We start from the raw sequence: 25967 nt of genomic DNA, 5'->3' as shown, positions 1-25967 counted from the left end.
ATTTTGAAGTTAAACGCACGTTACTATTCTCTTATGTTAATGAGAAAGGGGGACGTGCTTTTTATGAATATGCATCAAAAACAAGAGTTGTCTTTATTTTCCGAAGAGTTATATCGATATATGTCTCCTGCTACACTTAATCAATTAGCCATAGAAGTGGTCGGAATGAAACGAAAACGTAAATGCCATGGGCACCATTTTTTATCTTTGTGTGTATGGTTAAATCAGCAAATCGCTACTACTTCTCTGACTCAACTTTGTAGTCAATTAGAAACTTCAATAGGAATTTTATTAAGTCCTGAGGGACTTAATTGACGATTTAACTCGGTGTAATTTTGAAATAAAGTTTGATCATTTCTACCTATGTTGTTCCACAATCGCACCCTTTAATGGAATACCAAAAAGAAAAACACAGATGCAAATAAGCTTATTATCTTCTCTTACACCAGTAATTAGTTCACATACATTATTTCGCATTCTTTTGAAAATAAAGCCTCCTAGTTCTTTTATATAAAACTTTAATTTCTTGTTTGGGAGATTTGATTAACAATTTGGCTCAATGCCTCGTTTATTGGTGTAGAAGATGCGGCTTTGTGGTCTCAACGCCCATGAAGCGAAATTGAGTGCAGCATATGAAAGCGGAAGGATAATATGAAACCCGTAATCACCATAATCGTTAGCAAATGCATGAGATAAAGCCGCACCAGTCATTAAAAAGAAGATACCAGCGTGAGCCCATTCTTTAAGCCGAGGAAAACCTGGCACAACGAGAGCGATGACTCCAAGCACTTTCCAAATTCCGAGAATGGTCAAGATGTATAATGGGTAACCAAGATTCGTCACTAACTCGACGTTTCCCCCATATTGCATCAGTTGCCCGATACCACTTAACATAATAGCTGCTGCGAGTAGTAATGTGACCGTCCAATAAGCAATCCTTTTTCCTTTTGTTTTCATCCTTTGACCCCTTCCTTTAATCATTGATTTAAAAATGAAATACCATTACTGTGGTAGTTCCTTACAACTCTTCACATTCGTCAGAACAATCGGCTTAGCGTTGTAAATCCGCATTTTTCTGACGGTTCCCCTATTATATTGTCTCTTCTTGAAATCTATTTTCATCCTCACGTTTTATTCCTGTTTCTTTTATATAGGATTCAATGTACTTGTTTAATTGACTATTATCGTTTTAGGTTACTTGATGATGATGGAAACATATATTTATACGGTCTAAGTGATTGTGATTCGGATTTTATCCCTTTAGACCATTATTATTATGTTTATGGCTGCACGGAAATTCAATATCGTGATGAAAATACTCAAATATATAAAACCCTTTAAAATTCTTAAATACATAGGTGTAGCTTTTATAAAAAGATTGATCAAAAATACCTCGCAAACCTACATTTTATGCTGCATAAAATGAAGCCATTATGAAAAAAGTCTGACCAAAGTGGCTTCTTATCCAGCACATTTAAGTTTAGTTTTTATAAAAAAGTTTGATCATATTTAAAATACTTAAGCATTCTATTCATTAAAATGCATCTATAAAATCATTAATGGTTTCACTCATTTCCTTATAACGAGACCAATGTAGGTAGTAATGACCTTCTAATACAACGAGCTTATTAGAAGGTAAATGGCTTATTTGCGTTTGATAAAAAGATACAATTGTTTTCCCATCTTCCGTCACTCTGTCATCTTTGTCAGTAAATATCATGACAGGAATCTCTGAAGGAAATAACATATTAATCGTTTTATCGATATTATGTTTCATTTCATTTACTTCAGAAACTATATTTTTATTAGCTAGATTCCAGGCAGAAATGCTCTTAATCATCTTTAAATTATCATCAGAATAAGTTCCTTTATCCGTAATGGGAAGGTACTTCTCTGGATTCATATTTACTGCCAGCCTTGCAATTCCAGTCGGGGATAAAACGCTCAAATACCGGAGCAGGTTCATTAAAATACTCTACCACTTGCGGTAAAGTACAATCAATACCTATGATTTCCTTAATTTCATCAGGGTATTTATTAGCATAATACATGCTGTAAATGCCAGAAACGGAATGAGGCATTAATATGTATGGCCCTTCTATATTGGCTTTTTTAAGTGCGTCTCTTATTTCCTCTACGATATGTTTTCAACTGTTCGTTCCTTATTTGTGATATCACTCCAGCCATATCCAAATGTCTCTATCACTACTATTCTATTATTCTTTGATATTTCATTCATTAAAGGTTCATAATCCAATGCGGGTGCTGCCATACCCGCACCACTTAATAAGACAATAGTGTTTTCACCTTCACCCTTTGTATATACATGCATTTTCTCACCATTCACGTCAACTAATTGACCTAACGGAGGATATTTATTTCGTTCATTTAATAAAGACAAATAAAAACTAGCAAAATGAAATTTGCTAGTTTTTATTTACTTCGGGACTACTATTCATCAGAATCATCCCTAAACATTACATTATCAATTGCTTCCCTGTCTTTTGCAATACCTTCTATTGTCCCAATTAAATTTCTTACCATCTCAAGTGTAATCCATTCTTCCTCTTCATAAATTTTTATACTTGCTCCCATTGAAAGTAATTCCTCAGCACATTTCACTAAAGATCTCAATTGATCTGCATCATCATAATTACATTACAGGCTTTTCTGTTTTCATATTTTGTTTGATTTCACTTATCGATTTAGACGTTTTCTTTCTAATCAAAGGCAGATACTTATTAGAATTCGAATCATGAAGCACTACTAGATTCACAGTAGCCAACTTAACTATCCCTCCTCCAATTAAAATTCTATTATTCCATCATTTCAACCACTATTATAATTTAAATCCATAAAAATATTTTTGACCTCTTTCCCAACTTCTTTTCGAGATAGTATCTATATAGATTACAAAATCTTTATAGTTATCATTACGAATTATCGTATGATAATCAGCAGGTACTTTCTCTCCTGTCCATATTGATAATAAGGATGGTATCAACTCCATTTTTAATGGTTCTTCATGATTTGCTGCTCTTATGACTCTTTCAAACAGTTTCTTTGTTAAATCCCCAGGAAACGCTGGGCTCTGATAGCAATAATACTTTTCCATATCACAGTCTTTTGTCTGATTAAGATAAAATTCACCAATCTCGTCTATACTTGCTTCTTCTCCAATGATATCTTGGTAATTTATATAAAAATCAATGGAATCCCTTATGATCATCGAAGTATCTGTGATTTCATCCCACTCTTCAAGTAACACTAATAAATACGGAATAACCTCCATAGATAGCGATGTTACAGCTGCGGATGAAAATGTATCTACTGCGTATTCACTTGCTAAAGCTAAAAATGTAAGATTATTAGAATTCCTAATATCTTCATGTGTAGCAATAGAACAAAAAATTCGAATACATAAGTTTAATATTTGTTCATCATTCGTATGATTCATTAGTTGAATTAGTAATTGTTTTTGTGAAAAATCACCAGCCTTAAACAGCTCTATTACATTTAGCAAAACTTCCTTTTCTGTTTTAGCATTCAAAACCCTCTTTTTTATATCTGAAATCGATTCAATTGGTCTATTCCCATACCAAATACGATTCATTATATTTGTACCTTCAATCAAAACATCCAACTCCCTTGTAATGACCGTTTTCTATACCCCCACATTTACTCTTTTCATATCAAGAATATCTGTGATTCCTTTTTCATTCATTTTATTTAATAAGTATGTATAACCTTTCTCTAAAGCAAGATTTCTTTCTTCTTCATAAATAGGTAAAAGTGTATAAAAATTAATGATATTACCTTCTAGAGTCACTAATTTCTCCAACCCCTTTTCTTGCACTTTACATATCATAATACAGGATAGCTTTGTATGAGACGCAAAAGGCTGCGGTGGTTCTCCATTTGGAAGAATCACTCCTTCGGTTAGCCATCCGTCATAACTATGAGGAATATGGGCTGTTTTTCTTAACCATCCTAGAGGCCAATAAATATTTTGATCCTTCAAATCCTCTTTATTCATCGGCCAGTCTACAGGTAACTTTTGTATCAATTCAGCATACTTAAACTCACTTGCTTCTTCCGAATTGTCCATCGGATAATCACTCATCCCAGTAGTCACAAGCGTTATGAAATGATTCTCTTTAGATGGTGGTATGATATGAATATGAATCCCTACTCTACTTCCAGGTATGATTTCACTTATAGTCGTAACTGGAGATCCGAAGTATTTTGCTACATGTTCTAAAATTTTATCATGTTGATCTTGATTATCGTAATTCGTTCTATTCGAATTACTCTCATTCATGTTTTCTAATAATGTAACAACGTCAGTTTGTCCCTGCTCTCGAGCAAAAGCCAATGCATCCCTATCACCACTATACTTCACACTTGAATCAATACCACTTTTGATTAGAAGCTCTGCAATATCTACATGACCATTACTTATTGCACCAAATAACGGATTCCTTTCTGGTTCAGTGACATCCATCTTTGCGCCGCAAGACAATAAATATGTAACAATATCTATATGTCCTCCTGAAGCTGCCTCGTTGATTGCCCCGCCGCCGTATACACCACCATTTCGATTCACGTCTGCTCCTAAGGCTATAAGCTGCTTAACAATCTCAATTCTTCCTTTCGAAGCTGCTACATGAAGCCATGTTCCAAAAGGTGTCATCATATGTAATCTCTCAATATCATTACCAATTAGTTCAACAACTCTTTCCGTATTACCTAGCTTAATTGCTGAGCGAATTTCTTTTGCAGTGTGTATATGATTCATAACTTATAATCCCCTCCATTTCGTTACATTATCTAATTGTTTAATGCTATTCTTATATAAAAAATTTATTAGTATATTAAATAGAAACTACATATTATGAAAGTTTCTTAAGAGTTCACAATATTAATTATATTACATATATACTTGGCGTAAACTTCAATTCACTCAAAAACAAAGAGGATCTAAAATACGAGATCCTCTTCAATTTCCTGTATAACCCTCCAATCCACACCGTCTTCTAACTCATTTTCAAGTTCTTCTAATAGCCGAGTCCCTTCTTGTTCAATACCCGCTTCATATCCATGAACCTCAAAATATCTTTTTTTATATTTTGTATACCAATAATATGTACTATACATAATCTTATGTTTATCTTCTTTCGCGATCAAATTCATTGCAGTATTACTTTCTTTATTAAAGTTAATATTATCAAATTGTTCAGTAAATTGTTCGTAATATGAAAAGCCCTTCAATAAATCTTGAATATTATTTGTAAGTGGTTGAAAAATCCATTTCTTTTCGACTAAATCACGATCATAATAACCTAGGTTAAAATGTTGTTCGAATATAGAAGGTATACTATCCCCATCTTCTGTATATTTAATATTCGTATAGTTTTCAAACTCATCATTACTCTCAAAATTCCCAATCCATACTGTTACTTTTTCATTCATCTTATACTCCCCTTTTATTCTTTTGGCGAGGTGATGTTTCGGTTCTTTAATTTATCTTTTCTATGATAGGTACTATTTCGTTTAAACCATAATAGACCTTTATCAGGACTAGCTAATCCTCAATTTATAGACTCCCTGCTAACATGAAAAGGATCCACATGATTCTCTTCTAATAATTCCTCAAATTTCTCTGTCCCATATTTCAGAAAATATTCATATTCCGCCTGCGAAATAAAAAATGCCAGCAAAATTCCCCCATCCTTTTCTGCATTTCCAGTAAGTACATAGCCGTATTCCTCTGGGAAAGCGAACGGTTCAGTAAAGTAAACCGCACTTTTATTGTATTTTCGAACAAAAGACTTATCGATACTTTCAATGCCACTAATTGCTGTTCCACGACCTATTTCTATTCGATTCGCTATACAATAAAATAAAGCATTTGCCAAAATATATCCTACACTACGAAATGCCCCATCAACTACCATGGAAACTTCAACATTATCTCCTACTATTTCTTCATATCTACTAAACCCAAGTGTATGAAAAACAAGACATTCTTCAAATACATTTTCATATTTCAAAATTTGTATACTCGGCATGTCCTCGCCATTTTTAAATACTTCCCGGTCGATTGGCTCACCTAGGTATTTACTATAATGGTCATAATACAGCTCTCCATAATGAATCATTCTTTGAATTCCCCTTTATACACATGAATTTTTATTCTATTCCCCTGAAGGCTATATAACTGTTTAACTTTACTCCTCATATAAATGATCAAGAAATTCATTTATATTGTTGGCTAAAAAATACATATTTTTCATGCCGTCGTACTCTTCATCATGAGCCCAATGAAAGATTTTTTCACAGTATTCCTCATTGATCCCCAAACATATTTGGTTACCGCCAGGATCATCTGCAATTGGTATAAATCCCATATCTAAAAGATCATCAAAAAAATCAATTATTTTATCCAAATTATCATACATACCGCCAATTCCATAGAAAATATTTAATACACTTTCTCCTGCATCATCAGAGATTTTATACATACTTGCCTTTGGATAGCCTCCATTATATTTTAATAAAAACTCTCTATAATACTTCGGTAATCGCAACTGATGTTTTTCCTCAAAAGCTTCTAACTCTTCTAATGATAATTTTTCATGAATCATTTCAATCTCCAACGTAGTTCCACTCCTTGGTAAATTATTTTCACCATCTCTTTTTGATTGTGTATCATCGGCATAAGTTCGTTAGACATATCCTCTTTCAGTAAAAATCATTTTTCTCTATTCTGTGATACTCTAAAAAACAAGCCGTTATCTTTTGCGTATTAATCCCACCACTTTTCCTCATCAGAAACCCATATATTTTTCTGCAAGTCAAATGATTGATTAGCATCATGAAAACCACAATAGGCAGGTAATTTTATACTTCCTCCATTTGCTTTATTCCAGCAATCAATAAACCATTCCACAATGATTTTTTCCTCATCTTCCGATATGATCTCATCGTTTTCTTCATAAAACTCCCAGAACTCGTCTGATTTATCATAAGAAAGGTTATAGTATGATATACGTTCGAGTAATTCATGACTTCCTGCAAAAACACTGCTATCGTTTCCTTCGTAAAAAACCTCACTTGCTTCTCTATTCATAGAAAACATCATGATAGAAAGGTCAAACGATCCGATAAAAATCATAAAATCTACTAACTCTATTTTACTGTAATAATTAAAATTAAGAATTTCCCTTATATTATGAATCAACCTTTCTGAATTTTTTTCAAGATTTTCTTTTACCGAGCTAATGTATGTATCTTTTGTAAACAATTCATTCACCTCATGCTTCATTTAAATTTAAATTTAAATTTAAATTAAAACTCTTTACACATAATATAATTGAGCGCCTTCTTTTCTTCATCAATTTCATATTTTAAAAGAAAACTCTAAGCTATCTTTATATTACTTCACCCTATTCAAATCGCAACATCCTGATAGCCCACTTCGGTTACCTTTTCATTTATAAGAAGAAGACCTAAACCATTTTCCATATCCCATGTACAGTCGAAGGTGAGTCCGATCCCTCGACCTTCAAAAATACCCGCATACGGAACAACAATTCCAACTAAACTTATCCTATTAAGAAGTTGATCAGTTGTTTCAATTAAAGGATAATGTTCATTAAATTCAATATCATAACCAAGCTCATACCTTTTTTGTTTATAATAATCTAAAATCGGTTGCAAAATACTTTGTTGCACTTGCTCCCAATTTTCCATCAATGAATCATATGATTCATATTGTTCTTTATCAAATCCACTTTCCTCTTCGCCATCTACCATTAACGCTATCTTAGCTTCCTTTCCACAAAACGTTATAGTAGTGTACCTTACCCATCCGTAATTATATTCAAGTTCACCAAAAACGGCATCGTTTATTATCATTTTAAGATCTCCTTTTTCTAATTCTTCAAGCTCCATCCAAAACTAGCATGCAAGTTAATCTACTTAAGTAAAATTATCTTGTCTAACTGCAGCCCGTCTTCCTTTATTTTTCGTATCGAATTGAATATAGTTTGATACACACCCATAGAAAAGTACCGCTTAATCAGGTGACACTCCTTAATTAGTTCACCATCAAGAAGCAAAGATCCTAACACCATTTGTTCCGCCTCGATATGTTGAATACTCACGGCTGCCACCCTTGTTCCTGCAAGAACTTCTGTAATTCTTCCTCAGACGGAACATTCTTCTTCCACTCTTCACACTCCTCCAAAAACTTCTCCGTCTCATAAAGAATAGACGGCTCCTTCTTTCGAAACTTCGCTGCTGCTTCCTCTATTTCACTGAGCTTCGTATATCCTTTCCCATGCCAATCTCGTAAAATCCCCTTCACATAAGCAAGCGTCCGCTTATTATTTTCATAGGCAATCTGAAGTGCCTTTAGTACAAGCTCCTCCGACAAATCCGTAACCCATTCACTTAATTCCTTCGCTGCATATGATGACAAACTACCGAAGTTTTGTTCATAAAATGTGAATACACTGCTACCTGGATTCGCTTTTTCTTCTACTTCTTCTACTTTCTCATCCTGTGCACAACCTTGAAAAACTTCTTGCGGAATCACATCAGATACTTCAACTGGCATTCCGAAATGTTCTAACAATAACGGAATATTCAACTCTTCCTCGAGGCATCTTTGAAGAAACATATGTACAAACTCTTTATTTTTCACAGTCTTTAACTCACGTAACACACACTTTTCTATGTTCGTATTTGTAACAGGGTTATAACGTAACCAATTTAGAACATATAACTCCTTCGTTTTCGCGTCATATAATATTTTTCCATACGCAACAAACCTTTGCAACAACTTCTCAACAGTTTCACGGTTATACCCCGTTTCCATCTCTACCAAACGTAGTGGCAGTGAGTAAATCCCGCATTGTGTCGTCTTCGAACATGTCAGCAAATACATATAAAAATAGCGCTCCTCTGGCGTTAAATCAAGTACAAACTCATCTTGCCAAAAATTCACCTGTACACTCCGGTATACTCCCATGTTTCTTCCTCCCGCCTTTTTAGTGGTAAATATAGAATTGGTTACTCCTTCTATATATAGGATTGCAGGCAGGAATTTGGTGGATTTATTTTATAATTTTTACTAGTACTAGAATGTTACTTTTTTATTTTTTCATAGTAGTTCTTGTAGTTGTTTTTTCTTTTGTTTATTTAATGATTTATTACTTGGTAGGGGTTTATAAGGGGGTTGGAAGGGGCTTATAAGGGGCTTGTTTGTCATCTACTAAAGAACTTATAAAATAGAGCTACATGAAAAAACTAGTTTTGTTTTATAAGTTCATTAATGGTCACTTCTTTATCGGCGACTACATCATAAAATCCAATATGAACTCCTTCTTCATATAGCCAGCATAGATCCGTTCCAAAAGGAGCTTCAAAAATCTCAAACATTACAGGGACGATTTTAAAAATAGATTCCGCGTTTAAGATGATAAAATTTTCCGCATGATTCACATAGTCATCAGTATCATCTATAGCATACAAATTCCAGCCATTTAATTGCGGGATAGAACTTTCTTGTCTAAATGAATATCTAACTGGTTTTCCAGCCAGAATATTTTTTGAAACGACAAAACCACCATACTCACTATTATTTATTTTCATTTTCAAACTCCTTAATACTGGAATTAACAGCATGCTTTATTAAAATTTCATAAACTAGTTTTATCTTATCAGTAGGCAATTTATTGTTTGTTACTATCCAGTTGCTTTTGTAGTTAATCTATCCTCGCCAAGATTAGCTAACGGCTCAAATCATAGAAATGGACGAGCAGCTCCAGGTAACCCTGCTTTCATTAGAAAATCATTGGTTTCTTAAAATAAAGATTATGAGTTTCTTTTTTATTGCATCATGGTTAACTAGACCTGCCGTTATCCTAATTATTCCTTCTTCTAAATAAAAAGAGTGTAACAAAAATTATTGATAATTTTCGATAGCTGAAATAAGGGAACCTGTTCCTTCTTCCGCATAATGAATGAAGTCCAAACATTTTTCACTCCAGCCACCGATTAAATTTGTTTTCTCTCCTACGAATTGTTGATTACCGTAACTATTTAAATTGAAAGAGTGAACCCAAACATCAGGATTCATTTCACGACGATATGTTTCAAGAAGAATTTGTGAAGAATTGTCTCCATACCTATCTCCGTACACTTGCTCATCAGAGAAGACAAGAATGCGGTCAACTTTGATTTTGTGATCTAATAAATATTTGATAGAAAGATGTAAGTTTGTTCCATATCCATGTTTATTAACTTCTGATAAAAATGTGTTCATGTTCTCTAAAATACCAGAACGGGTAGAAACATTTATCGCTTTGAAATCAGTTGCGAATACAGATGTAATAGAATTATCACAGAAGGAGTGTGCCATTGCCATCATTAGTGTAGCAATATCTGCACATTTAACACTCCCATCTTTTGAAACAGGATAACATGTCATAGATCCTGAGATATCTGCTGTCATAAATGTTGTTCCTGATAATCTCGGCATGTTTGTAACAGATGCTTCAATTGCGTCATTCAATATATCTAATAATTCGCTTCCTGCTTGTGGTAATTTTTCTTGCACAACACGATATGCTGAAAAAAAGCGAAATGGTAATTGTTTTGATTTTTTTACTCGCTCAGGATCGCGAAGAATGTTATATACTGTATCAATATTTGAGGCACCTGAATTTACGATATTGCGAAGGTTACGAAGTAAGGCCATATAACCCACTTTTCCGCTATCAATTAATTCTTCCCACACTTCTTTTTTGTTTCCTTTTTGAGAAAGCTGTGTTTCCCATGTATATGGTACTTGCAGTGTGTTTTCTAACAAACGTTTATAAAGTTCGTAACGTTCTGTTCCTTTTTTGGCAGATGGGCTTACTAAACGGAATACATCTTTCAATGTAACGTCTTTTCCTGTGCGATTGTATTTTGCTAATTGATATTCATCAAATGTAGAAAAGGCATCTGCTAACCCCTTTTTCAAAGAGTTTGGAATTGGATTTTTCCGACCATATACCCCTAATTGATATGCCATTATTTCTGTTACATCATCCGGACGCTGCGCAATACGAGAAACTGTTTGACGAGCATATTTACGACCTTCAGGGTGGTTTGCAAGTTCCACTGCTAATACATGTGTAACAGAACGCATGTAGAACACTTCACGTGCATAGACTGCTAAACTTGCAACAAATTTAGGGTCTCTGTCCATGATTTGTTTTGCAGTAGTAACTAATTCTTCGCTGTTATTACCATAAAATTTTGGCTCATTAAAGAAAGATGTTAATACCATCGTAACTAATTTATCTTTATCATACATTTTATAAGCTTTTCCGCCCTCTTTTGTATATGTTTGACGGCTTCCTTGAGAAGAATGATTAAACTTTGACATTATGATCTACCCCCAGAGATTTTTTGACACTGCTGGTTGAAATACAAATAAAAAAGGCAACGTATATACGTTGCTCTTTTCACTCATTCCTAACACTTAAGAAATATTCAAAACAGGAATCGAATCCCACAAACACAATCCCTATATGACGAAGTAACTCCTACCTTAGTGTTATGAATCAAAGAAAAGTACGAATTCGGTGCGGACCTTTCCGCATCGATTAGGATCGAATCTATAGCACTTAATATTAGCAAACGAAGCATGGGCTATCTACACTGTTCCTGTTATATATAATGTTTAAAGATTTGGGAGATAAGCGAAAAGGCTCATTACGTTGCTCTACCACTGAGCTACCTTCCAAAATGGGAAGGATGGGATTCGAACCCATGACACACGGCACCCAAAGCGAAGAAATCCTTCTCTACACTGCCCAAATCTATTAAATATGAATTATAAAAAAGGGAGATAGGCGGAAAGACTCAATATGTTGCTCTACCAAACTGAGCTACTCCCCTAATGTTAATAAAACATCAGGGAAGGCAAGGATTCGAACCTGCGACCTACCGCGTGAAAGGCGAAGAAATTCTTTCCTACACTGCCCTTTTCTTTTTATCACTCATCGTTCTTACTATTATTATACTTGCAAATTAATATTTTGGAAATTATTAGTACTTTCGGAAAATCAGTACAATTTCTCCCCACTGCGAGCGTTTTCGTTTCTTCTTCAGCATACTTCTAGCGAAAACCTTTTTATTTAAATTCAATATTCATCTACTAACCCAGCTATTTATAAATGCAGCATTTCAGCCTTTATAACTTGAATATATTCCTGCAACTTACAAAATGCTTCTGTCAGTTTGTTTGTTTCTTCTTTATGAAGAAAGCGGGCCTTGTTTCGCTCTTCCTCTATGATAAGCACCTGCGTGGCAGCATAAGAAAGACCATACTTTTCGCATTCTCGTTTTATATCCTGAAAAAAGGAAAGAGGGACAGTCCCTGCTCCTGAGACAAGCATCTCATCTAGAACTTCTTCCAATTCATCAATTAGGCGCATTAACTCGATCATAGAACGTTCCCCCTTCACTCAGTGTAGTATTTATAATCTCTCCTGCTTCTGTATATAAAATGATAGGTGTAACAACGAGCTTTGTTCCTTCCTGATAAGGATGAACTAGCATTCTCTTTATATGCAACGAGTCCATATATATTTTTACAAGTCGAATCATTCGCTCATTTTCTGGTCGTTTCATCATTTGCATTTGCAATGTTTTCCCATTCTTATCGATAAGAGGTATGATCCATTTTTGTTCTTGCTTCTGAAACTTCCATTCTCCTATTTCAGCAACTTCGATACAAAAGATTCCTTGTTTATTTGCCTCTAACCTTTGCTCTTTTACTTTTTTTAATAGTTCTTCCCATGAGGTTAAAAAGAGAGATTGCCACTCTGCCACATTTGTTTTTCCTTCCACTTCTCCTACTGTCTGTGAGCTAGATGACAATTGAAAATCGACGTTAAGTTTTGCCTGCTTCAATCGGACAGATGAACGAGATAGTTCGTATCCTTTCCCTGCAATTCCCCATGGAACTTGCCTTTCATGGAGTTCTTCAGGAGTTGTGCTGCTCCCTTCATAAAACATGGGGCGCGACTGTGTGTATGTAATCCACTTTTCCTGTTCTCGATTATAGAAATAATACGTCACACCAACATAACCAGACTTCGTTTGCCAGCCAGACGCACCAAAAGCATGCAAAATAAGTGGTGGAACTTCGTAATATTCCGAACGAAACGGACTCTCTTGCAGATGGTGGCGCTCCAACAACAAAATGTGTTCATAAATCGCGGACACCGTTTGCCGATAAGATGCCATTTGAAAAGATGCATGCTTCGTCCGATATAGCCCAATATCCGCCCCGAGCTTACGAAATAAATTCTCTAACTTTGCGAGTTTCAAAGAACGTGCTTTTACAGAAAGTTGTTCTATTTCATAGATTGTATTTTCGGTAAGGCGTGTTAATCCAAAGTGAACAATTTGCTCGATCATTTCTTTGAAAATAGATAGCTTATCCGGCGCAATGATAAGAGGATGCATCTGTTTCGTTTCGTGCGAGATTCCCTTCTCTTTTTGATACCAATATACCGCTTCCGCCTTATGCCGGCATATCCCCTCTGCTTTGCACGTACAGATCGCATCCGCTACCGATTCAGCTGTTAGAAAGCGAACTGTTATATTCTCTTCTGGGAAAGTGGCAATTAAAGCCCCCTCTTCTTCTAAAACAAACTTTTGCTGAAATGTTTCGCGAAACATCATTTCAGCCCACATTTTTTCGGAGACAATATTGCGAACGTTCACATTCAAAAGAGCAGAGAAATCAACTTTTATGTTCTCTTCACCTTCGTACATCTTCTTTGCTTCTAATAGAGCCATAATGACATGTTTACAAATCGAACGGGCTTCACAACTACAAGAGTAACTGCGTATATCACCCGTAAACGTTACAGTAATTCCGTCATCAAGATGTATTTGCGCTGCACCCTCTTCTACGTCCATTTTGACATTTGATACAACGGCCAAATCCTTCATTGCTCTCTTATATGTTCCTTTGTTAGACATGGCAATTAAGTATGTTTCATCAATAGAGGAAAGAACATTTAAGAAATGATTGTTGCGATCCATTGTGCCAACCTCCCTGGTGTTAACGCCGCTACATGAGCACCGAGCGCCGCCATTTTTTTAGCTGCCTGTTTATCATAAAAAGGCTGTGCAGTCGGATCCAGAGATGTTAGCACGATCAACTTTGCTCCTGATTCTACAATCTTCATCGCTTCTCGGTACATTTCATTGTAACTGCCACCTTCATATAAGTCTGTTACAAGCACGACAATTGTTTTATGAGGCATCTCGATTTTATTCGTTGCGTAGCGCAGCGCCTGAGCAATATATGTTCCTCCCCCAAGCTGTACGCTCATAAGCGTTTCCACCGGGTCGTCAATACGATCCGTTAAATCAACAACAGCTGTATCAAAGATGAACAGATCTGTCTTAATCGTCGGTAAGCTTGCAAAAATACCCGCCATAACTGCGCTATGAATAACAGAATCAATCATACTTCCGCTCTCGTCTACTGCGAGGATCACACGCCATGGGCTAACGTGCTTCGTGGCAGCATAAAAGTACGGTTTTTCAATATGAATGGCGTTTGTTTCCTTGTCAAAATGCTTTAAGTTCTTTCGAATCGTTTTCTTAAAATCAAAGTTGCGCATCGTGCGAACGCGACTAGAACGATTTCGATCTGGTCTACCGCTTAATGCGTGCTTCACTTCTTGCTCTAAATTACGCCGCAACTCCTCAGCGACTTTCGCTACAATACGTTTAGCTGTGTCTAATACATCCGGTTTTACATAATCTTTAAATTGTAAAATGCATTTTAATAAATTCATATTCGGCTCCATTTTTTCAAGCGTTTGCTTATCTTGCAATAGAGCCGTTAATTCATACTTTTCTAGCGCATGATTTTCCATAATCTCAATGGTTTCTTTCGGAAATAACTCCCGCACTTTCGAAATCCAAGTCGGCACTGTTAGCTGAGAGGGATCCAACGACCCGCCGCGTTCTTCTCCGCGTTCTCTCTCGTACAAAAACTCCAGTACCTCATCCATTGCTCTGTATGCAGGGTCTTCTTCCTGAAATGTGATTTGGTCATCTGCATGTTTCCCAAGAACAAGACGCCAGCGATTTAAAGAAATGTTATTCTCCATCTTCTAGCCCCCGTCTCATTAAAATTTCCCGTGCCTTGCGATCTAACTGTATTGCATACGTCAGCACTTCTTCGGAAATTGCTTCTTCTTTTATCACTTCTTCTGTGGCTCCATATAACCGCGCAATCTGTTTAGCAATCGTATCCACCTCAAGCGGCGTGAATTGACTGAACAAGAGGCGCAACTGCGGCAATACTTGTAAAAATGTCTCTTCATCAAGTTCTTCTAGAACATGAGACATTCCGTCAAGCAGCGATTCGTTATATAAGAAGATATCTTTTGCGCCAGCAAACAAACCATTCAAAAATATCGGAGCTTGCTTTTGCATATCGCCACTTCCATAAAAATATCCTTCTGCCACTTGCATTACCTCATCGATTTTCCGCTTCCCTAAAGAAGTTAACAGCCCAAATACTGCCCCTTCTACTTGGCTTTCTCGTTTTTCCCTTTGCAAATAAAGCTCCAGTGCTTCAATAAATTGCTGGTCTGCAGGCTGCATTGTATACAAATCGATAAGTTTTTCCGCAATAATTGCTGGTTCGCCCCCATCTAAAACAGAAAATAACGAAAGTGCTTTATGTCTAGCATGATCCGCTTGCTGATTTACTTTTTCTATTTGTGATAAATAGTAAGCACAATCTGCCATAGAAGCAAAATCTCCATCCGCCTGTATTGCTTCATCTATAAACTGATTGTACATAGCGAAATCGGAAAACAAACCGCTTAAGTAGGCCTCTAGCAATAAAAGAGCCACCTCTCCAGCCCGTCCCTTTGCCTTATACAGCTTTGCCCTTAGCATTTCCTGCGCAGCTTCTCTCACCGTTCCGCCATACACAGATAAATCAATCAGAGCACTTTCTACTTGTGCTGAAAAACGATACTTCCAAGTTTCTCGCATAAGATTAATATTCTGCTTTCTAGCTAGGTTTGGACCGCGCAGCTTCTCGCAAAACGGGACTCCTAAAAAAGCGAGGCAATGAAAGAATTGACTTAAACGCTGGTGTCGTTCGTTCTTGTATATGTCAAGAATCGTCTCCTGTGGTACAGTAGAACGCACCGGAAGACGAAACGAACGAACAGAAGCACGAAAATCATGCACGAGCGGCGGCACATCCGCTTCTTTTGACAATTCCCCGCGCTTCGCCCCTTGCAAACTCTTCTGAAGCAGCGCTAAAGGCTTATTTGCCGAGAATATCTCACCTTTCACGAATGCACTACGCACTGCATCCATCAGTTCATACAATCCAGGTTGCATCTTTCCCCGAAGCAGTGCAAGTTCACGTATCATTCGTGCAGCTTCAATCTCATCTGCCATTGATATTCCTTCTGCCTTTAGCTGTCTAGCAATTCGTATCATAAATTGCTCAGCTACCGCTTCATCCCTGTTCTCCCAAATATGTTGGTAAAAAGCAGGTGCAGGCATACCGCTCTCATAGCCACGCATCTGATCGCTTTCCAAAAAGGAATACGGCATAAGATAGTTTTTGGCATACGCTTTAGATAATGGGCTTTTGGACAGCTTTTTCTTTTTCCCTTCCAATTCAAGAAGCCCTTTCACATGAAAGCCTCCGGTAATAACGAGCACCTTGTCATACACTTTACGCGCTTTTTCAATTTCCTTTGCCATGTGTATCTCCCTGGCTTCGCATCCGTCTTCTGTCAACATCTCCTGCGTATAGTCCGCGCGCGTATAATAACAATAATCGAAGAGCTGACGGACAAACTCCTCGCTTGTCATATGAAAGCCTTGCAACTCAAAGTATTTCTCCCAAAATTCATGAAAGCTTCGGCACCCCGTTTTTTCCGAAAGCATACGGACATATTGACTGTGCCGGAAATATTGCTCGTCATACTTCCCATTCTCTTCCTCATTTTTCGTTGCAAACAAATATTCTTTATAAGGAAGATCAATAAATGAAACTGGAATATTGCGCGTAGCTCCTTCCCGCAGCGCGACAAGTTCCGGTGAATAGTCGAGAAAGGGATAGTACGCACGGTACTTTCCACTTTCTCCTCTTTCAAGCACATCCGTTTTATCATCATAACTGCAATATATACAAATTGGAGCCTCACTTTCTGCACTCACAATATGCGGAATAAGAGGGTTGCAATCTATCGGTCCTTCTATAAGAATCGCATCCGGTTTATAGAATTTAACGATCTTTTGTACATGAAAAGAGCACGCAGGACTATGATGGCGAATCGGCACATATACGACGTTGTGATCTAAATTGTAAGCTCTTTGAAACAATGCATTTACTTCAGCTGATTGCGAGCTTCGAAAAACGACTTCCATACCTCTCCTCCTACTTGACCTCGCGCCCTAACGATGCTTGTAAAGTAACTGCGCAGCTTTTCTAAATCATCCTTGTTTTCTTTCGCAATTGTGCCCGATAAATACCGAACAAGCGCATCCATCTTCACTTGTCCGCTTCCATAATAATACGCATCCATTGCGCTTTGATAATATACCGATACTGCTTCTGCAGTACTCATAACAGAAGATGGCTGATCGATTCGTTTTCCTTCAGCAGTTACACCTTCCCGTAGTTCATGAAAAACAGTCGCTAACAGCTGAACAACCGTCTCATCCACTTTTGGTGTGATGCCTGATGCTCCTAATAAGCGCGTTACTTGTGACTCTATTATTTTTGCTTCAAGCTTTACATCCTTAATCGGATGCACCGTTTCAAAATTAAAACGACGCTTCAATGCACTACTCATCTCATTCACACCGCGATCTCGTGTGTTAGCCGTCGCAATAATATTAAATCCAGGCTTAGCTGTAAGAATTCCTTGCTCCCCAAACTCCGGAATATTTAGTACTTTATCGCTCAGAACGCTGATCAATGAATCTTGCACTTCCTGCGGACAGCGAGTCAATTCTTCAAATCTAGTTAATATCCCTTGTTCCATCCCAACAAAGAGAGGTCCTGGCACAAGCGCCCCCCTTACAGGCCCTTTCGCAAGAAGAAGTGCATAGTTCCACGAATACTTAATCGTATCTTCCATCGTAGCAGCTGTTCCTTGCACAGTGTTACGGCTATTTCTGCATATTGCGGCAGAAAGCAGCTCGCTTAGCATCGTCTTTGCTGTTCCTGGCTCTCCGATTAACATAAGTCCTCGGTTTCCTGCTAATGTGACAATTGCTCGTTCCACAAGCGCATCATTACCATAAAACTTACGACTAATTTCCACTTCTTTTCCTTCTAAAAGAAGCGGTTCTTCTTGTCCGATAATAAACGTCCGAACGGCACGCGGTGACAATCGCCAGTTAGGTGGTTTCGGAAACGAATCATTCGCTTCTAACGCATTCAATTCTATTTCATATAATTCTTCCATTAATGGTTTACTAGACTGCATATGTCAGTTCCTTTCTTATCGCTTGCTGCGCCAGTTTTCATCACGGCCAAGATTCGATTCTGTTGCCCGTTTTATATCATATAAAATTTCACTGAAAAAGCGTTCCGATACTTGCTTCGGTAAAACGCGTCTCTCATGATCAATTTCGTCGTAGTCATATGAACCGCGGCTCACCGTGCCTGCTTTGTAAAATTGAATTTCAAAAACGCACACATCCTCCTCACCTTCATATCCAACCGGTGCCCCTTCAAACGCAAGCTCCGCCCCTAGTCCGGCGCGAGTATCTTCTTTATAGAATGTATAATATACACCGGCATCTTGAACCGATCCACGACTCCAGCCGTACTTCGTCATCTTACCAAACAGCGAACGGCCATTGATCTGGATACCAGCAAACCTTTCCACAGTGACTTCCTCATTCTCCTCAACCTGAAATACTTCGCGGTCAATTTGCGGAAATGGCTGAGTAACCTCATAATCTTCTAGCTGTTCCTTCCATAATTCCCTTTCGTCCTCGGACAATTCTAACGGATGAATTAGACCGATAACAGTGTCTGGCGTAAGTTCATGCTCTTCTTCTTCAATCGTATTAAACGTGCCATCCTCCATATAGCGGAACATCGCAAGCAACTTTCCTTCCTTATACTCACCCCAAATAAGGGAGATAGCAAACTGCTGCAGAATTGGATTTTCTACAAACAGAGACTTCCATGTATTTTGTGACCAATAGCGATTCAGAGAAAGTGCTGTTTCAAGACGCTGCGTTTGCATCGTAATCATAGTTCGGAGCTGCTTCTTTATAGAGGATAACTCCGCCTTAGCCTCCTCAGCTTTTTCCGCATCATCTTTTGCATTTGGTTTCGGAAGCGACTTTATTCGTTTTCCTTCTCCCGTTTTTAGCTCAATTTTCAAGTTTGGAGTTAAATAGGCAGTAAATGTTCTGCTGCCGTAATCAATTGTCTTTTCACCGCGCTTATTAAACCCAAGGTCTGGGACAAGCTGATCTTCTAGCTCTTCTTCTGTAATACCACGCGTTTTAGCAGCGAGACTCAGCGCTTCTTTCGCAGCATTACGCACTTGCTTATGTTTATACTTAAATGCCATCGCATGGATAGACATTAGCCCAATATGTGATTGGGACAACGCTAGCGCCTGAACAGCTGCAGCAGCAATCGCTCCGCGCATACCAAGCGCCCACTCATCAATCTGCTTTTTGAGTTGCATCGCCATTTCATCATCACTGTAAATACCGTACAACGAAAGAATACCGCGTTTCTTCGATTCCGCGCCTTGAGAAACCCAAAGCTGATAGATCGCTTGTATATTTTCCTTCAAATCTTGTTCGTTAAGAGCAGCGCTTATTGCTTCTGCTACTTCCTTCTTCTCAATAACAGAATCTGATACGTACTGCTGAAAATATGCAAGAGGAATCATTGCATCTGCAATGGTATCGGAATCGCGGAGACGAATTTGCGGTTCAAATCCGATCCACTGCACAAGTGCATTCCTTTTTTGCGGCGTTAAAATACGCGTGCAAAGAGCTTCTATACTTCCTGATGCTCCTTCTAATTCCCCGTCACCAAGCAATGGGGCAAACTTCTCCGTCAAAGAAGCGTTTTTCTTTTCTTGTAAAGCTTCCTGTACAAGCTTTGTATATTTGTCAGTTTTATAATATAAAAGTGTTTGCATTGCATTTTCGCGAACAACTTTCTTTTTATGATTTAATTCCTTTGCTACATCTTCTGCAGCTTCCGTATCTTTTGTAAGAAGTTCAACTGCAGCGGTACGTACCTTTTTAGAGGAATCCCCAAGACTTTGAATGAGAAGATCCCGCATCTGAACTGCGTTATCCTTTGCCAACTCATCCAAAATAAAAATCCGTTCATCTGCAGAATACTCAGGAAATTCACCTTTCACATACGCTCGTTCTTTTACAAACAAACGAACGAGTGCCTCCGTCGCCTTATCTCGCTTCTCACTATGCCCGGAAGCTTGTTCAATGGAATAAGAAACGAGCTTCTCCATCGATAAACCGTAGGTAAGCAGATCTTCCAGCACCTGTTCTGGCGAGTTCTCCATAGCAGCATACCGCTGCAGAAGTTCATATAAACTATAGTTATACCCTTTCCCAAGTTGAAGCGTAAGAGTGGCTTCCCTCTTTGCTGCTTCCTCTATATCCCAAAGTAATGCAATTTCTAAAACAGGCATTCTCCAGTAATTATTTCTAAACTTCGAGCTTTCGAACCATTGCTTCATATCCTCAAATGATAAAGTGCCTAATAGATAGTCACGATATGTACCACGTATGTCAGATGATTTCGTTTGAAGGACAACCGTTAAAAACTCTTCACGTACTTTGTTTCTATGTAGCTCGTACCCTTTTTCCGCTAAAAGCATTGATACGAAAAGGTAATGACTTTGACTTAAATATTGCAGTGTACGCTGCACAAATTCCGGTTGTTCTTCCACCATTCGAAGCAACAATTGATATTCATATACGCGATCAAAATCAACAACACCTAAATGATGCTGCGTAAGGCGATATGCAAAAAATCTTTCCTCTGAAATACCGAATTGTTCACACAAATCTCGAGTTGTTTCATACAATTGTGCATAAAAACTTTTTGTTTTTTTGTAATTTCCAGACTGTTCAAGAGTATGGCTGACATGTGAAATTGCATAATTCATAAAATTTTTTACAGAGCATTTCACTAACAATTCCATATATCTTCTTGCAACATCCGAATGCGGATACATACGAAAAATTTGCTGCCAAGTAAAGTCAGGTAAAGATGACCCAGCAAATACTTTACTAACAGCTTCACCTCGAACGTACCTTTGAGCTGCTTCAATCTTCTCTTCCGCTCCACTTAACCTCAATATATACTCCGCATGCTCTTCCAATTCTTCTTCCAGTAAAGAACGATAGGGAAGAAATCTCTCATAATCTGCATCTAACATAACTAGAAGCAAAAGTAATTTTTGCTGACCTGTTATAACTTGCAACTGTTCTTCTATATACTTCGGATTCTCCCTTATTAATTGTCTAAGAAAAACATCAGCTTCATTTACAGAACGCGAAAGATTCGTTAAATACTTACAAGCAAATACTACAAGTCTATCGAATGAAAGACCGCTTTTTTCGAAATAAACCTTTATATCTGGAAAACTCATATATGAAAAACGCACGAGAAGAACATTCAACAATTGATCCTCAAGTAAATGATAGAATAACCGAAAAAACACTGGATCTTTCTTATATGTTTTCCTAAAGTCATTCATGAACTGCCAAGCAAAATCACTACGCTTATTTTCGCGAATGGTCGTTTGTTCTATATGCTTTAAAACTTCTTCATCTCTCGTCTGCAAGTAACGCAATGCTAATTCTTCTTGTGCTCCTGTCATATTAAGGTGTTGAAACAACTGATATGTACTGACTGCCATCCTCTCTGCCTCCCTAGTTCTTTTATAAATTCATCGTTATATCATATACATATGATATAACCTATTCTCTCGCATATCTGAAATTCCAGATATAAAAACACGGAATATATTTACATTATTAGTATATCATATCAACCCGAACACGAACATACGTTTCTTTAAAACGATCATTAAAAATTTGATATAAAGATAAACAAAGTAAGTGATAAGCGTTTTCATGGTATGATGTATAGGTACTAATTTTTTAAATTATAAGTTTTTATGAAAAAACGTATGGAGGCATTGATTGGCAAATATCAACTAACATATGAAAGAAGAGCTATTGGCGATGTTTGTAAATGTATAAAAGTTGTGCCAAGACATGAGGAAGCATTACCGATAGGTTGTTCGAAAATGGGGAGAGCTCTTAATTTACCCGTATTATTTATGTATCCTACATATAAAGAGCATCCCCTTCATTTTATCACTCAATTAAATTTAGAAGAATTGCACAACGAACAAACACGCAAAATGGTTTACCGGAAAGTAGAATGTTATATTTTTGGATTTCAAATGAAGATTTAAAACATCGCCGCTTTGAGAATGTGTGTTGTATGTTGCAGTCCTGTTGGGCGAAATAGATTATATATAAATTGAAAAGGCACATAAACTTTTCAATTTATATAGGATAGGCATTTTGCTTTTGGTTCTGCATAGCGATGACGAATATGTTGGAAAATCAAGATGGATTTATATGAGTGGGGGAATCGTATGAGAAAATATGATATTTATGAGTCAAAGAGAAAAGTAGTCGGATTATTTTTTTTGACTTCGGTAGTTGAAGTGATGTTTCTCTTTATTGTTATGTATGCATTTTCGTCTGAGGAGCCTAATTTCATAGTTGGATTTTTATTTGGAGCTCTTGCATTCGTTGTACTAATTGCTCTTTGGAAAGTTATCCAAAAAATGCTTACGAAAAAACCAGCCATCATTTTAGAACAAGAATACATTACAATTATTAACAATCCAAAATATCCTGTGAAAATTGCTTTGGAGGATGTATTAGGCGTTTTACCTTATGCAATCCAAGGGCAAAAGTATTTAGGAATTGTGATGGAAGATGATGTTGAAGATCGATATATTGCCTCTATACCTTCAAAAGGACAACGACTGTATCGAGTTAATAAGCGCGCTGGATTTATACCATTTAATATTCATATGAATTTATTGAAAATCGACGGAGAAACATTACTTGAGAAGTTAGATGAGTATGATATAAGCTTTTTAATTCCTGAAGATGAAGCGAAATAATATAACAAAAGAATTAATTTAGATATATGAAAAAAAAGAACATCTTGATAAAAAAGATGTTCTTTTTTATTTTTAATTTTAGAACCATTAGCTTTATAACCCGTTTATATGTTTACAATAACAGTTATTAAAATCACTCCATAGCATTTAACCTTCTCAAATTAAACCTCGTCAGCCTGTATCTGTTTAAGTACGTCTGGCTTTACCTCTTCTAAGGATATTCCTTTATCAGTTTTTCTTACCCTCTCCGCAAGCGAAGCCTCTCCACCTTAATCTCATCATTGATTTTCTTACTGCTGTCTACATGATACTTATTGACTCATTCGGTAACCTTTCCTGGTCCACCGCCTTGCTTTCCTGCCAATGTACCGTTTCCAACTCAACTGGTATAGCCTTTGAAGGAAGCTAATTCTGCTTCATTTGGAAACTTACTAATTTTACCTAATTAAACGACCGAAAAATAGAAAAATATATCATCATGCTTTATATTGGAGAATCAAGCTATTTAGCTTTAAAATGCACCATATCATACGGATAATAAGGAACATTTTTTAATATACTATCATCCAATTCTAAAATTTTTACAATTGCTCCACTTTCAAAAATCCAATAGCCAAAATATAGTTTTTCATGATGTTTATGACAATCATACCCCCCCATGTCTTTATGCCCAGCATACCATTCTTCTATCAAGTATTTCTCCATGAGTTTACTAGCTTTTGTATCATCTTTGCACATAATGACATTAACAAGACTTTTAAATGGTTTTTCAAATAACCAAATACTGTTTTGAGAGTTCCCTTCTTCTCTACTAAATTTACAAGAATATTAAATGTATTCTTATCAATTTCTAACATAATACCTATAGAAAGGTATTCGTAACATTCCCAGATCATACTCCTCCACCTTCATCCGGGCATGATCAACATATGCATTAACACTAGCAACCAAAATTAATAAAGCAGCTATCCATAAAATAACTGCTTTATATTATTATGAACTACATGAATTTTATATTATTCTGGCTTATTTGGAATGTTAGAGTTTGGAACATAATCAGATTTGTAATCTGTATATTTCACTTCTGTTACCATCCCTGCTGAAGCATGGTGTAAATCATGACAGTGGAACATCCATTCCCCCGGATTATCTGCTACAAAGGCTACATCATATTCTTCTCCAGGTTTCAAGTTCAAAGTATCTTTAACAATTGGAGAACCTTCTATCGTTTTTCCATCTTTACTTAATACTTGGAAGAAATGACCGTGTAAATGCATCGGGTGATCATCTGTTTTAGAGCGATTTACTAATTTTACTTTTACTAAGTCACCCTTTTTCACTGGAATTGGGTCGATATCCGGAAATACTTTACCGTTAATTGTATATACCATTTCATTTCCATTCATTTGAGTATTCAAGTCCATATTATATGTGACAGTAAACTGCTGGTCTAACGTGAAATCACCTAATTTTTTAGCACCATATTTCGTCATATCTAATTTTGGTAGTTTTTCTTTTTCATTTGCCTTGTCTTTCATCTCTTTGCTGCCATCATATTCAATAACAGCTTTCATTCCTTTTGCACCTTTATCTTCTGAATGGTCCTCAACATACCATTTCCCAGGGTTGTTAGCAGTAAATTCAACATCATAACGTTCACCTGGTGCAATTGAAATTACTTTGTCCCTAATAACTTTTGGATCATTAATTGGTTGGCCATCTGTCGCAATTACTTTAATATCATGACCATGAACATGGATATCATGTGATAGGTAACCAGCATTAACTAGTCGAAGTCGAACTTTGTCTCCCTTGTTCACTTTTAATGGCTCCACTAAATCCCCGCTTTTACCATTGATTGTGAATAAGTCATACATGCTCATATCATGACCTTTCATCCTCATATTCCCATGATCCATTCCTTTCATATCATCATTCTTTTTCGTATTTTTATTATCCATACTAGATTTATTACCGTCTGCTTTTTCTGTTTTCCCTTTTGTCATTTCTTTTAACTGCTTATCGATTTCTTTTTTATCTGTTACCCATTCATCTAACATTAATGTGTAATCTTTATCATACTTTTCATTTGTATCTTCTACAACGAGAGCACCATACAAGCCTCTATCTAGTTGATTTACAGAATCTTGATGCGAATGATACCAATACGTTCCTGGTACGTTCACTTTAAATTCATAGGTGAAACTTTTTCCAGATTCAACCGCATCTTGTGTCACACCTGGAATTCCATCCATGTTATTTGGGACAGGATACCCATGCCAATGAATAGATACTGGTGCAGATAATTCATTTTTTAATGTCACTTTAACCTTTTCACCTTTTTTCACCCTAATTTCTGGTCCAGGAGATGAACCATTAAATGTCCAGACTGGAACAATAACACCGTTACTTAGCTTTTGTTTTTCTTCTTTCGCTATTAAAGTAACTTCTGATCCTTTTACAACTTTCAATGGTTTTGTAGCCGTTTCAGTCTGTGCTGTTTTTTTATCATTCATATTTTTATAATCATTTGTTGTATTTGTGATCGCAGAACATGCAGCAATTAAAGATATTACGGAGACTGTAACTGCTGTTAATACAAATCTCTTCATGGAAAATCCCTCCTTTTGCTTTTTCAAGATTATTATATAAGACGATTTTCGAGAAAAT

General features: G+C 36.7%; 26 protein-coding genes and 1 pseudogene. 3 read left to right on the top strand and 24 right to left on the bottom strand.

Features of this window, described 5'->3' with window-relative positions:
* Window positions 1-63: 63 nt before the first annotated feature.
* Window positions 64-312, top strand: a pseudogene (locus tag ORL93_RS01490) (IS4 family transposase); the annotation flags it as partial.
* Between the two features lie 231 nt (window positions 313-543).
* On the opposite strand, the gene ORL93_RS01485 reads toward ORL93_RS01490, so the two are convergent.
* The 22 genes from ORL93_RS01485 to ORL93_RS01380 all read right to left on the bottom strand — a co-directional run bounded on the left by ORL93_RS01485 (window position 544) and on the right by ORL93_RS01380 (window position 22007).
* On the bottom strand, window positions 544-981 hold the full coding sequence (locus ORL93_RS01485; RefSeq protein WP_003203688.1) for a DoxX family protein: 438 nt from the start codon (window positions 979-981) through the stop codon (window positions 544-546).
* Between the two features lie 553 nt (window positions 982-1534).
* Window positions 1535-1948: a hypothetical protein gene (locus ORL93_RS01480; protein WP_255299247.1), complete on the bottom strand. Its 414-nt coding sequence runs from the start codon at window positions 1946-1948 to the stop codon at window positions 1535-1537.
* A 186-nt stretch (window positions 1949-2134) separates the two neighbouring features.
* Window positions 2135-2332: an alpha/beta fold hydrolase gene (locus ORL93_RS01475; RefSeq protein WP_257127897.1), complete on the bottom strand. Its 198-nt coding sequence runs from the start codon at window positions 2330-2332 to the stop codon at window positions 2135-2137.
* A 119-nt stretch (window positions 2333-2451) separates the two neighbouring features.
* Entirely contained in the window at window positions 2452-2634 is a 183-nt protein-coding gene (locus tag ORL93_RS01470) for a hypothetical protein (RefSeq protein WP_257152109.1), read from the bottom strand.
* Between the two features lie 19 nt (window positions 2635-2653).
* The gene (locus tag ORL93_RS01465) at window positions 2654-2785 is read right to left on the bottom strand and encodes a hypothetical protein (protein ID WP_255262436.1); all 132 of its coding nucleotides are present in this window, start codon (window positions 2783-2785) and stop codon (window positions 2654-2656) included.
* 54 nt (window positions 2786-2839) lie between these two features.
* Window positions 2840-3634: an Imm47 family immunity protein gene (gene imm47, locus ORL93_RS01460; protein WP_097795576.1), complete on the bottom strand. Its 795-nt coding sequence runs from the start codon at window positions 3632-3634 to the stop codon at window positions 2840-2842.
* A 30-nt stretch (window positions 3635-3664) separates the two neighbouring features.
* Window positions 3665-4798 carry a suppressor of fused domain protein gene (locus ORL93_RS01455; protein ID WP_097795577.1) on the bottom strand — a complete coding sequence of 378 codons (1134 nt, stop codon included), beginning with the start codon at window positions 4796-4798 and terminating at the stop codon, window positions 3665-3667.
* A gap of 182 nt (window positions 4799-4980) precedes the next feature.
* Window positions 4981-5472, bottom strand: coding sequence for an immunity 22 family protein (locus ORL93_RS01450; protein WP_097795578.1), 492 nt, complete (start codon window positions 5470-5472; stop codon window positions 4981-4983).
* Window positions 5473-5591: 119 nt separating this feature from the next.
* Window positions 5592-6161 carry a suppressor of fused domain protein gene (locus ORL93_RS01445; RefSeq protein ID WP_097795579.1) on the bottom strand — a complete coding sequence of 190 codons (570 nt, stop codon included), beginning with the start codon at window positions 6159-6161 and terminating at the stop codon, window positions 5592-5594.
* A 69-nt stretch (window positions 6162-6230) separates the two neighbouring features.
* On the bottom strand, window positions 6231-6659 hold the full coding sequence (locus ORL93_RS01440; protein WP_265958489.1) for an SMI1/KNR4 family protein: 429 nt from the start codon (window positions 6657-6659) through the stop codon (window positions 6231-6233).
* A gap of 149 nt (window positions 6660-6808) precedes the next feature.
* Window positions 6809-7315: a hypothetical protein gene (locus ORL93_RS01435; protein WP_240516999.1), complete on the bottom strand. Its 507-nt coding sequence runs from the start codon at window positions 7313-7315 to the stop codon at window positions 6809-6811.
* A 137-nt stretch (window positions 7316-7452) separates the two neighbouring features.
* On the bottom strand, window positions 7453-7920 hold the full coding sequence (locus tag ORL93_RS01430) for a DUF6985 domain-containing protein (RefSeq protein ID WP_033798990.1): 468 nt from the start codon (window positions 7918-7920) through the stop codon (window positions 7453-7455).
* Window positions 7921-7979: 59 nt separating this feature from the next.
* Complete coding sequence (locus ORL93_RS01425) at window positions 7980-8168, bottom strand: DnaB-like helicase N-terminal domain-containing protein (RefSeq protein ID WP_265958488.1); 189 nt, start codon at window positions 8166-8168, stop codon at window positions 7980-7982.
* Entirely contained in the window at window positions 8165-9037 is an 873-nt protein-coding gene (locus ORL93_RS01420; protein WP_006095390.1) for a DnaD domain-containing protein, read from the bottom strand. The genes ORL93_RS01425 and ORL93_RS01420 overlap by 4 nt, the downstream gene beginning before the upstream one ends.
* Window positions 9038-9315: 278 nt before the next feature.
* Window positions 9316-9660, bottom strand: a complete 345-nt coding sequence (locus tag ORL93_RS01415) for an immunity protein Imm33 domain-containing protein (RefSeq protein WP_033798988.1) — start codon at window positions 9658-9660, stop codon at window positions 9316-9318.
* 313 nt (window positions 9661-9973) lie between these two features.
* Window positions 9974-11443 carry a TROVE domain-containing protein gene (locus ORL93_RS01410; RefSeq protein WP_006095388.1) on the bottom strand — a complete coding sequence of 490 codons (1470 nt, stop codon included), beginning with the start codon at window positions 11441-11443 and terminating at the stop codon, window positions 9974-9976.
* A 787-nt stretch (window positions 11444-12230) separates the two neighbouring features.
* The gene (locus ORL93_RS01405) at window positions 12231-12509 is read right to left on the bottom strand and encodes a hypothetical protein (RefSeq protein ID WP_018766753.1); all 279 of its coding nucleotides are present in this window, start codon (window positions 12507-12509) and stop codon (window positions 12231-12233) included.
* On the bottom strand, window positions 12484-14118 hold the full coding sequence (locus ORL93_RS01400; protein ID WP_265958486.1) for an SWIM zinc finger family protein: 1635 nt from the start codon (window positions 14116-14118) through the stop codon (window positions 12484-12486). The genes ORL93_RS01405 and ORL93_RS01400 overlap by 26 nt, the downstream gene beginning before the upstream one ends.
* Window positions 14094-15200, bottom strand: a complete 1107-nt coding sequence (locus tag ORL93_RS01395) for a VWA domain-containing protein (protein ID WP_033798986.1) — start codon at window positions 15198-15200, stop codon at window positions 14094-14096. The genes ORL93_RS01400 and ORL93_RS01395 overlap by 25 nt, the downstream gene beginning before the upstream one ends.
* Window positions 15190-17496 (bottom strand): DUF5682 family protein, encoded by a 2307-nt coding sequence (locus ORL93_RS01390; RefSeq protein ID WP_265958484.1) that lies wholly within the window; start codon window positions 17494-17496, stop codon window positions 15190-15192. Before ORL93_RS01390 ends, ORL93_RS01395 begins: the two co-directional genes overlap by 11 nt.
* Window positions 17457-18563, bottom strand: a complete 1107-nt coding sequence (locus ORL93_RS01385; protein WP_097795583.1) for an ATP-binding protein — start codon at window positions 18561-18563, stop codon at window positions 17457-17459. Before ORL93_RS01385 ends, ORL93_RS01390 begins: the two co-directional genes overlap by 40 nt.
* A gap of 15 nt (window positions 18564-18578) precedes the next feature.
* Window positions 18579-22007 carry a DUF4132 domain-containing protein gene (locus ORL93_RS01380; RefSeq protein WP_265958481.1) on the bottom strand — a complete coding sequence of 1143 codons (3429 nt, stop codon included), beginning with the start codon at window positions 22005-22007 and terminating at the stop codon, window positions 18579-18581.
* 261 nt (window positions 22008-22268) lie between these two features.
* Between ORL93_RS01380 and ORL93_RS01375 the strand changes: the two genes are divergently transcribed.
* Together ORL93_RS01375 and ORL93_RS01370 are read left to right on the top strand one after the other, a co-directional pair.
* Window positions 22269-22571: a hypothetical protein gene (locus ORL93_RS01375; RefSeq protein WP_003202614.1), complete on the top strand. Its 303-nt coding sequence runs from the start codon at window positions 22269-22271 to the stop codon at window positions 22569-22571.
* 186 nt (window positions 22572-22757) lie between these two features.
* Window positions 22758-23297, top strand: a complete 540-nt coding sequence (locus ORL93_RS01370) for an STM3941 family protein (protein ID WP_097795584.1) — start codon at window positions 22758-22760, stop codon at window positions 23295-23297.
* Window positions 23298-23798: 501 nt separating this feature from the next.
* Here the strand turns inward: ORL93_RS01370 and ORL93_RS01365 are convergent.
* Window positions 23799-24038, bottom strand: a complete 240-nt coding sequence (locus tag ORL93_RS01365) for a PoNe immunity protein domain-containing protein (RefSeq protein ID WP_373926170.1) — start codon at window positions 24036-24038, stop codon at window positions 23799-23801.
* Between the two features lie 275 nt (window positions 24039-24313).
* Window positions 24314-25909 (bottom strand): multicopper oxidase family protein, encoded by a 1596-nt coding sequence (locus tag ORL93_RS01360; protein ID WP_265958477.1) that lies wholly within the window; start codon window positions 25907-25909, stop codon window positions 24314-24316.
* Window positions 25910-25967: the final 58 nt, after the last annotated feature.

Origin of the sequence: Bacillus sp. DHT2 (assembly GCF_026241455.1) — a bacterium.
In the GTDB taxonomy this organism is placed as follows: domain Bacteria; phylum Bacillota; class Bacilli; order Bacillales; family Bacillaceae_G; genus Bacillus_A; species Bacillus_A pseudomycoides.
Note: the sequence above shows the minus strand (reverse complement) of the source record. Positions and strands in the feature narration are given on the sequence as shown.

Coding starts and splice junctions, on each gene's coding strand:
- ORL93_RS01360 (WP_265958477.1), bottom strand. CDS start 25,909: ATGAAGAGATTTGTATTAACAGCAGTTACAGTCTCCGTAATATCTTTA.
- ORL93_RS01375 (WP_003202614.1), top strand. CDS start 22,269: ATGAAAAAACGTATGGAGGCATTGATTGGCAAATATCAACTAACATAT.
- ORL93_RS01430 (WP_033798990.1), bottom strand. CDS start 7,920: ATGATAATAAACGATGCCGTTTTTGGTGAACTTGAATATAATTACGGA.
- ORL93_RS01455 (WP_097795577.1), bottom strand. CDS start 4,798: ATGAATCATATACACACTGCAAAAGAAATTCGCTCAGCAATTAAGCTA.
- ORL93_RS01385 (WP_097795583.1), bottom strand. CDS start 18,563: ATGCAGTCTAGTAAACCATTAATGGAAGAATTATATGAAATAGAATTG.
- ORL93_RS01475 (WP_257127897.1), bottom strand. CDS start 2,332: ATGCATGTATATACAAAGGGTGAAGGTGAAAACACTATTGTCTTATTA.
- ORL93_RS01450 (WP_097795578.1), bottom strand. CDS start 5,472: ATGAATGAAAAAGTAACAGTATGGATTGGGAATTTTGAGAGTAATGAT.
- ORL93_RS01400 (WP_265958486.1), bottom strand. CDS start 14,118: ATGGATCGCAACAATCATTTCTTAAATGTTCTTTCCTCTATTGATGAA.
- ORL93_RS01380 (WP_265958481.1), bottom strand. CDS start 22,007: ATGGCAGTCAGTACATATCAGTTGTTTCAACACCTTAATATGACAGGA.
- ORL93_RS01410 (WP_006095388.1), bottom strand. CDS start 11,443: ATGTCAAAGTTTAATCATTCTTCTCAAGGAAGCCGTCAAACATATACA.
- ORL93_RS01390 (WP_265958484.1), bottom strand. CDS start 17,496: ATGGAAGTCGTTTTTCGAAGCTCGCAATCAGCTGAAGTAAATGCATTG.
- ORL93_RS01370 (WP_097795584.1), top strand. CDS start 22,758: ATGAGAAAATATGATATTTATGAGTCAAAGAGAAAAGTAGTCGGATTA.
- ORL93_RS01415 (WP_033798988.1), bottom strand. CDS start 9,660: ATGAAAATAAATAATAGTGAGTATGGTGGTTTTGTCGTTTCAAAAAAT.
- ORL93_RS01445 (WP_097795579.1), bottom strand. CDS start 6,161: ATGATTCATTATGGAGAGCTGTATTATGACCATTATAGTAAATACCTA.
- ORL93_RS01405 (WP_018766753.1), bottom strand. CDS start 12,509: ATGATCGAGTTAATGCGCCTAATTGATGAATTGGAAGAAGTTCTAGAT.
- ORL93_RS01395 (WP_033798986.1), bottom strand. CDS start 15,200: ATGGAGAATAACATTTCTTTAAATCGCTGGCGTCTTGTTCTTGGGAAA.
- ORL93_RS01420 (WP_006095390.1), bottom strand. CDS start 9,037: ATGGGAGTATACCGGAGTGTACAGGTGAATTTTTGGCAAGATGAGTTT.
- ORL93_RS01485 (WP_003203688.1), bottom strand. CDS start 981: ATGATTAAAGGAAGGGGTCAAAGGATGAAAACAAAAGGAAAAAGGATT.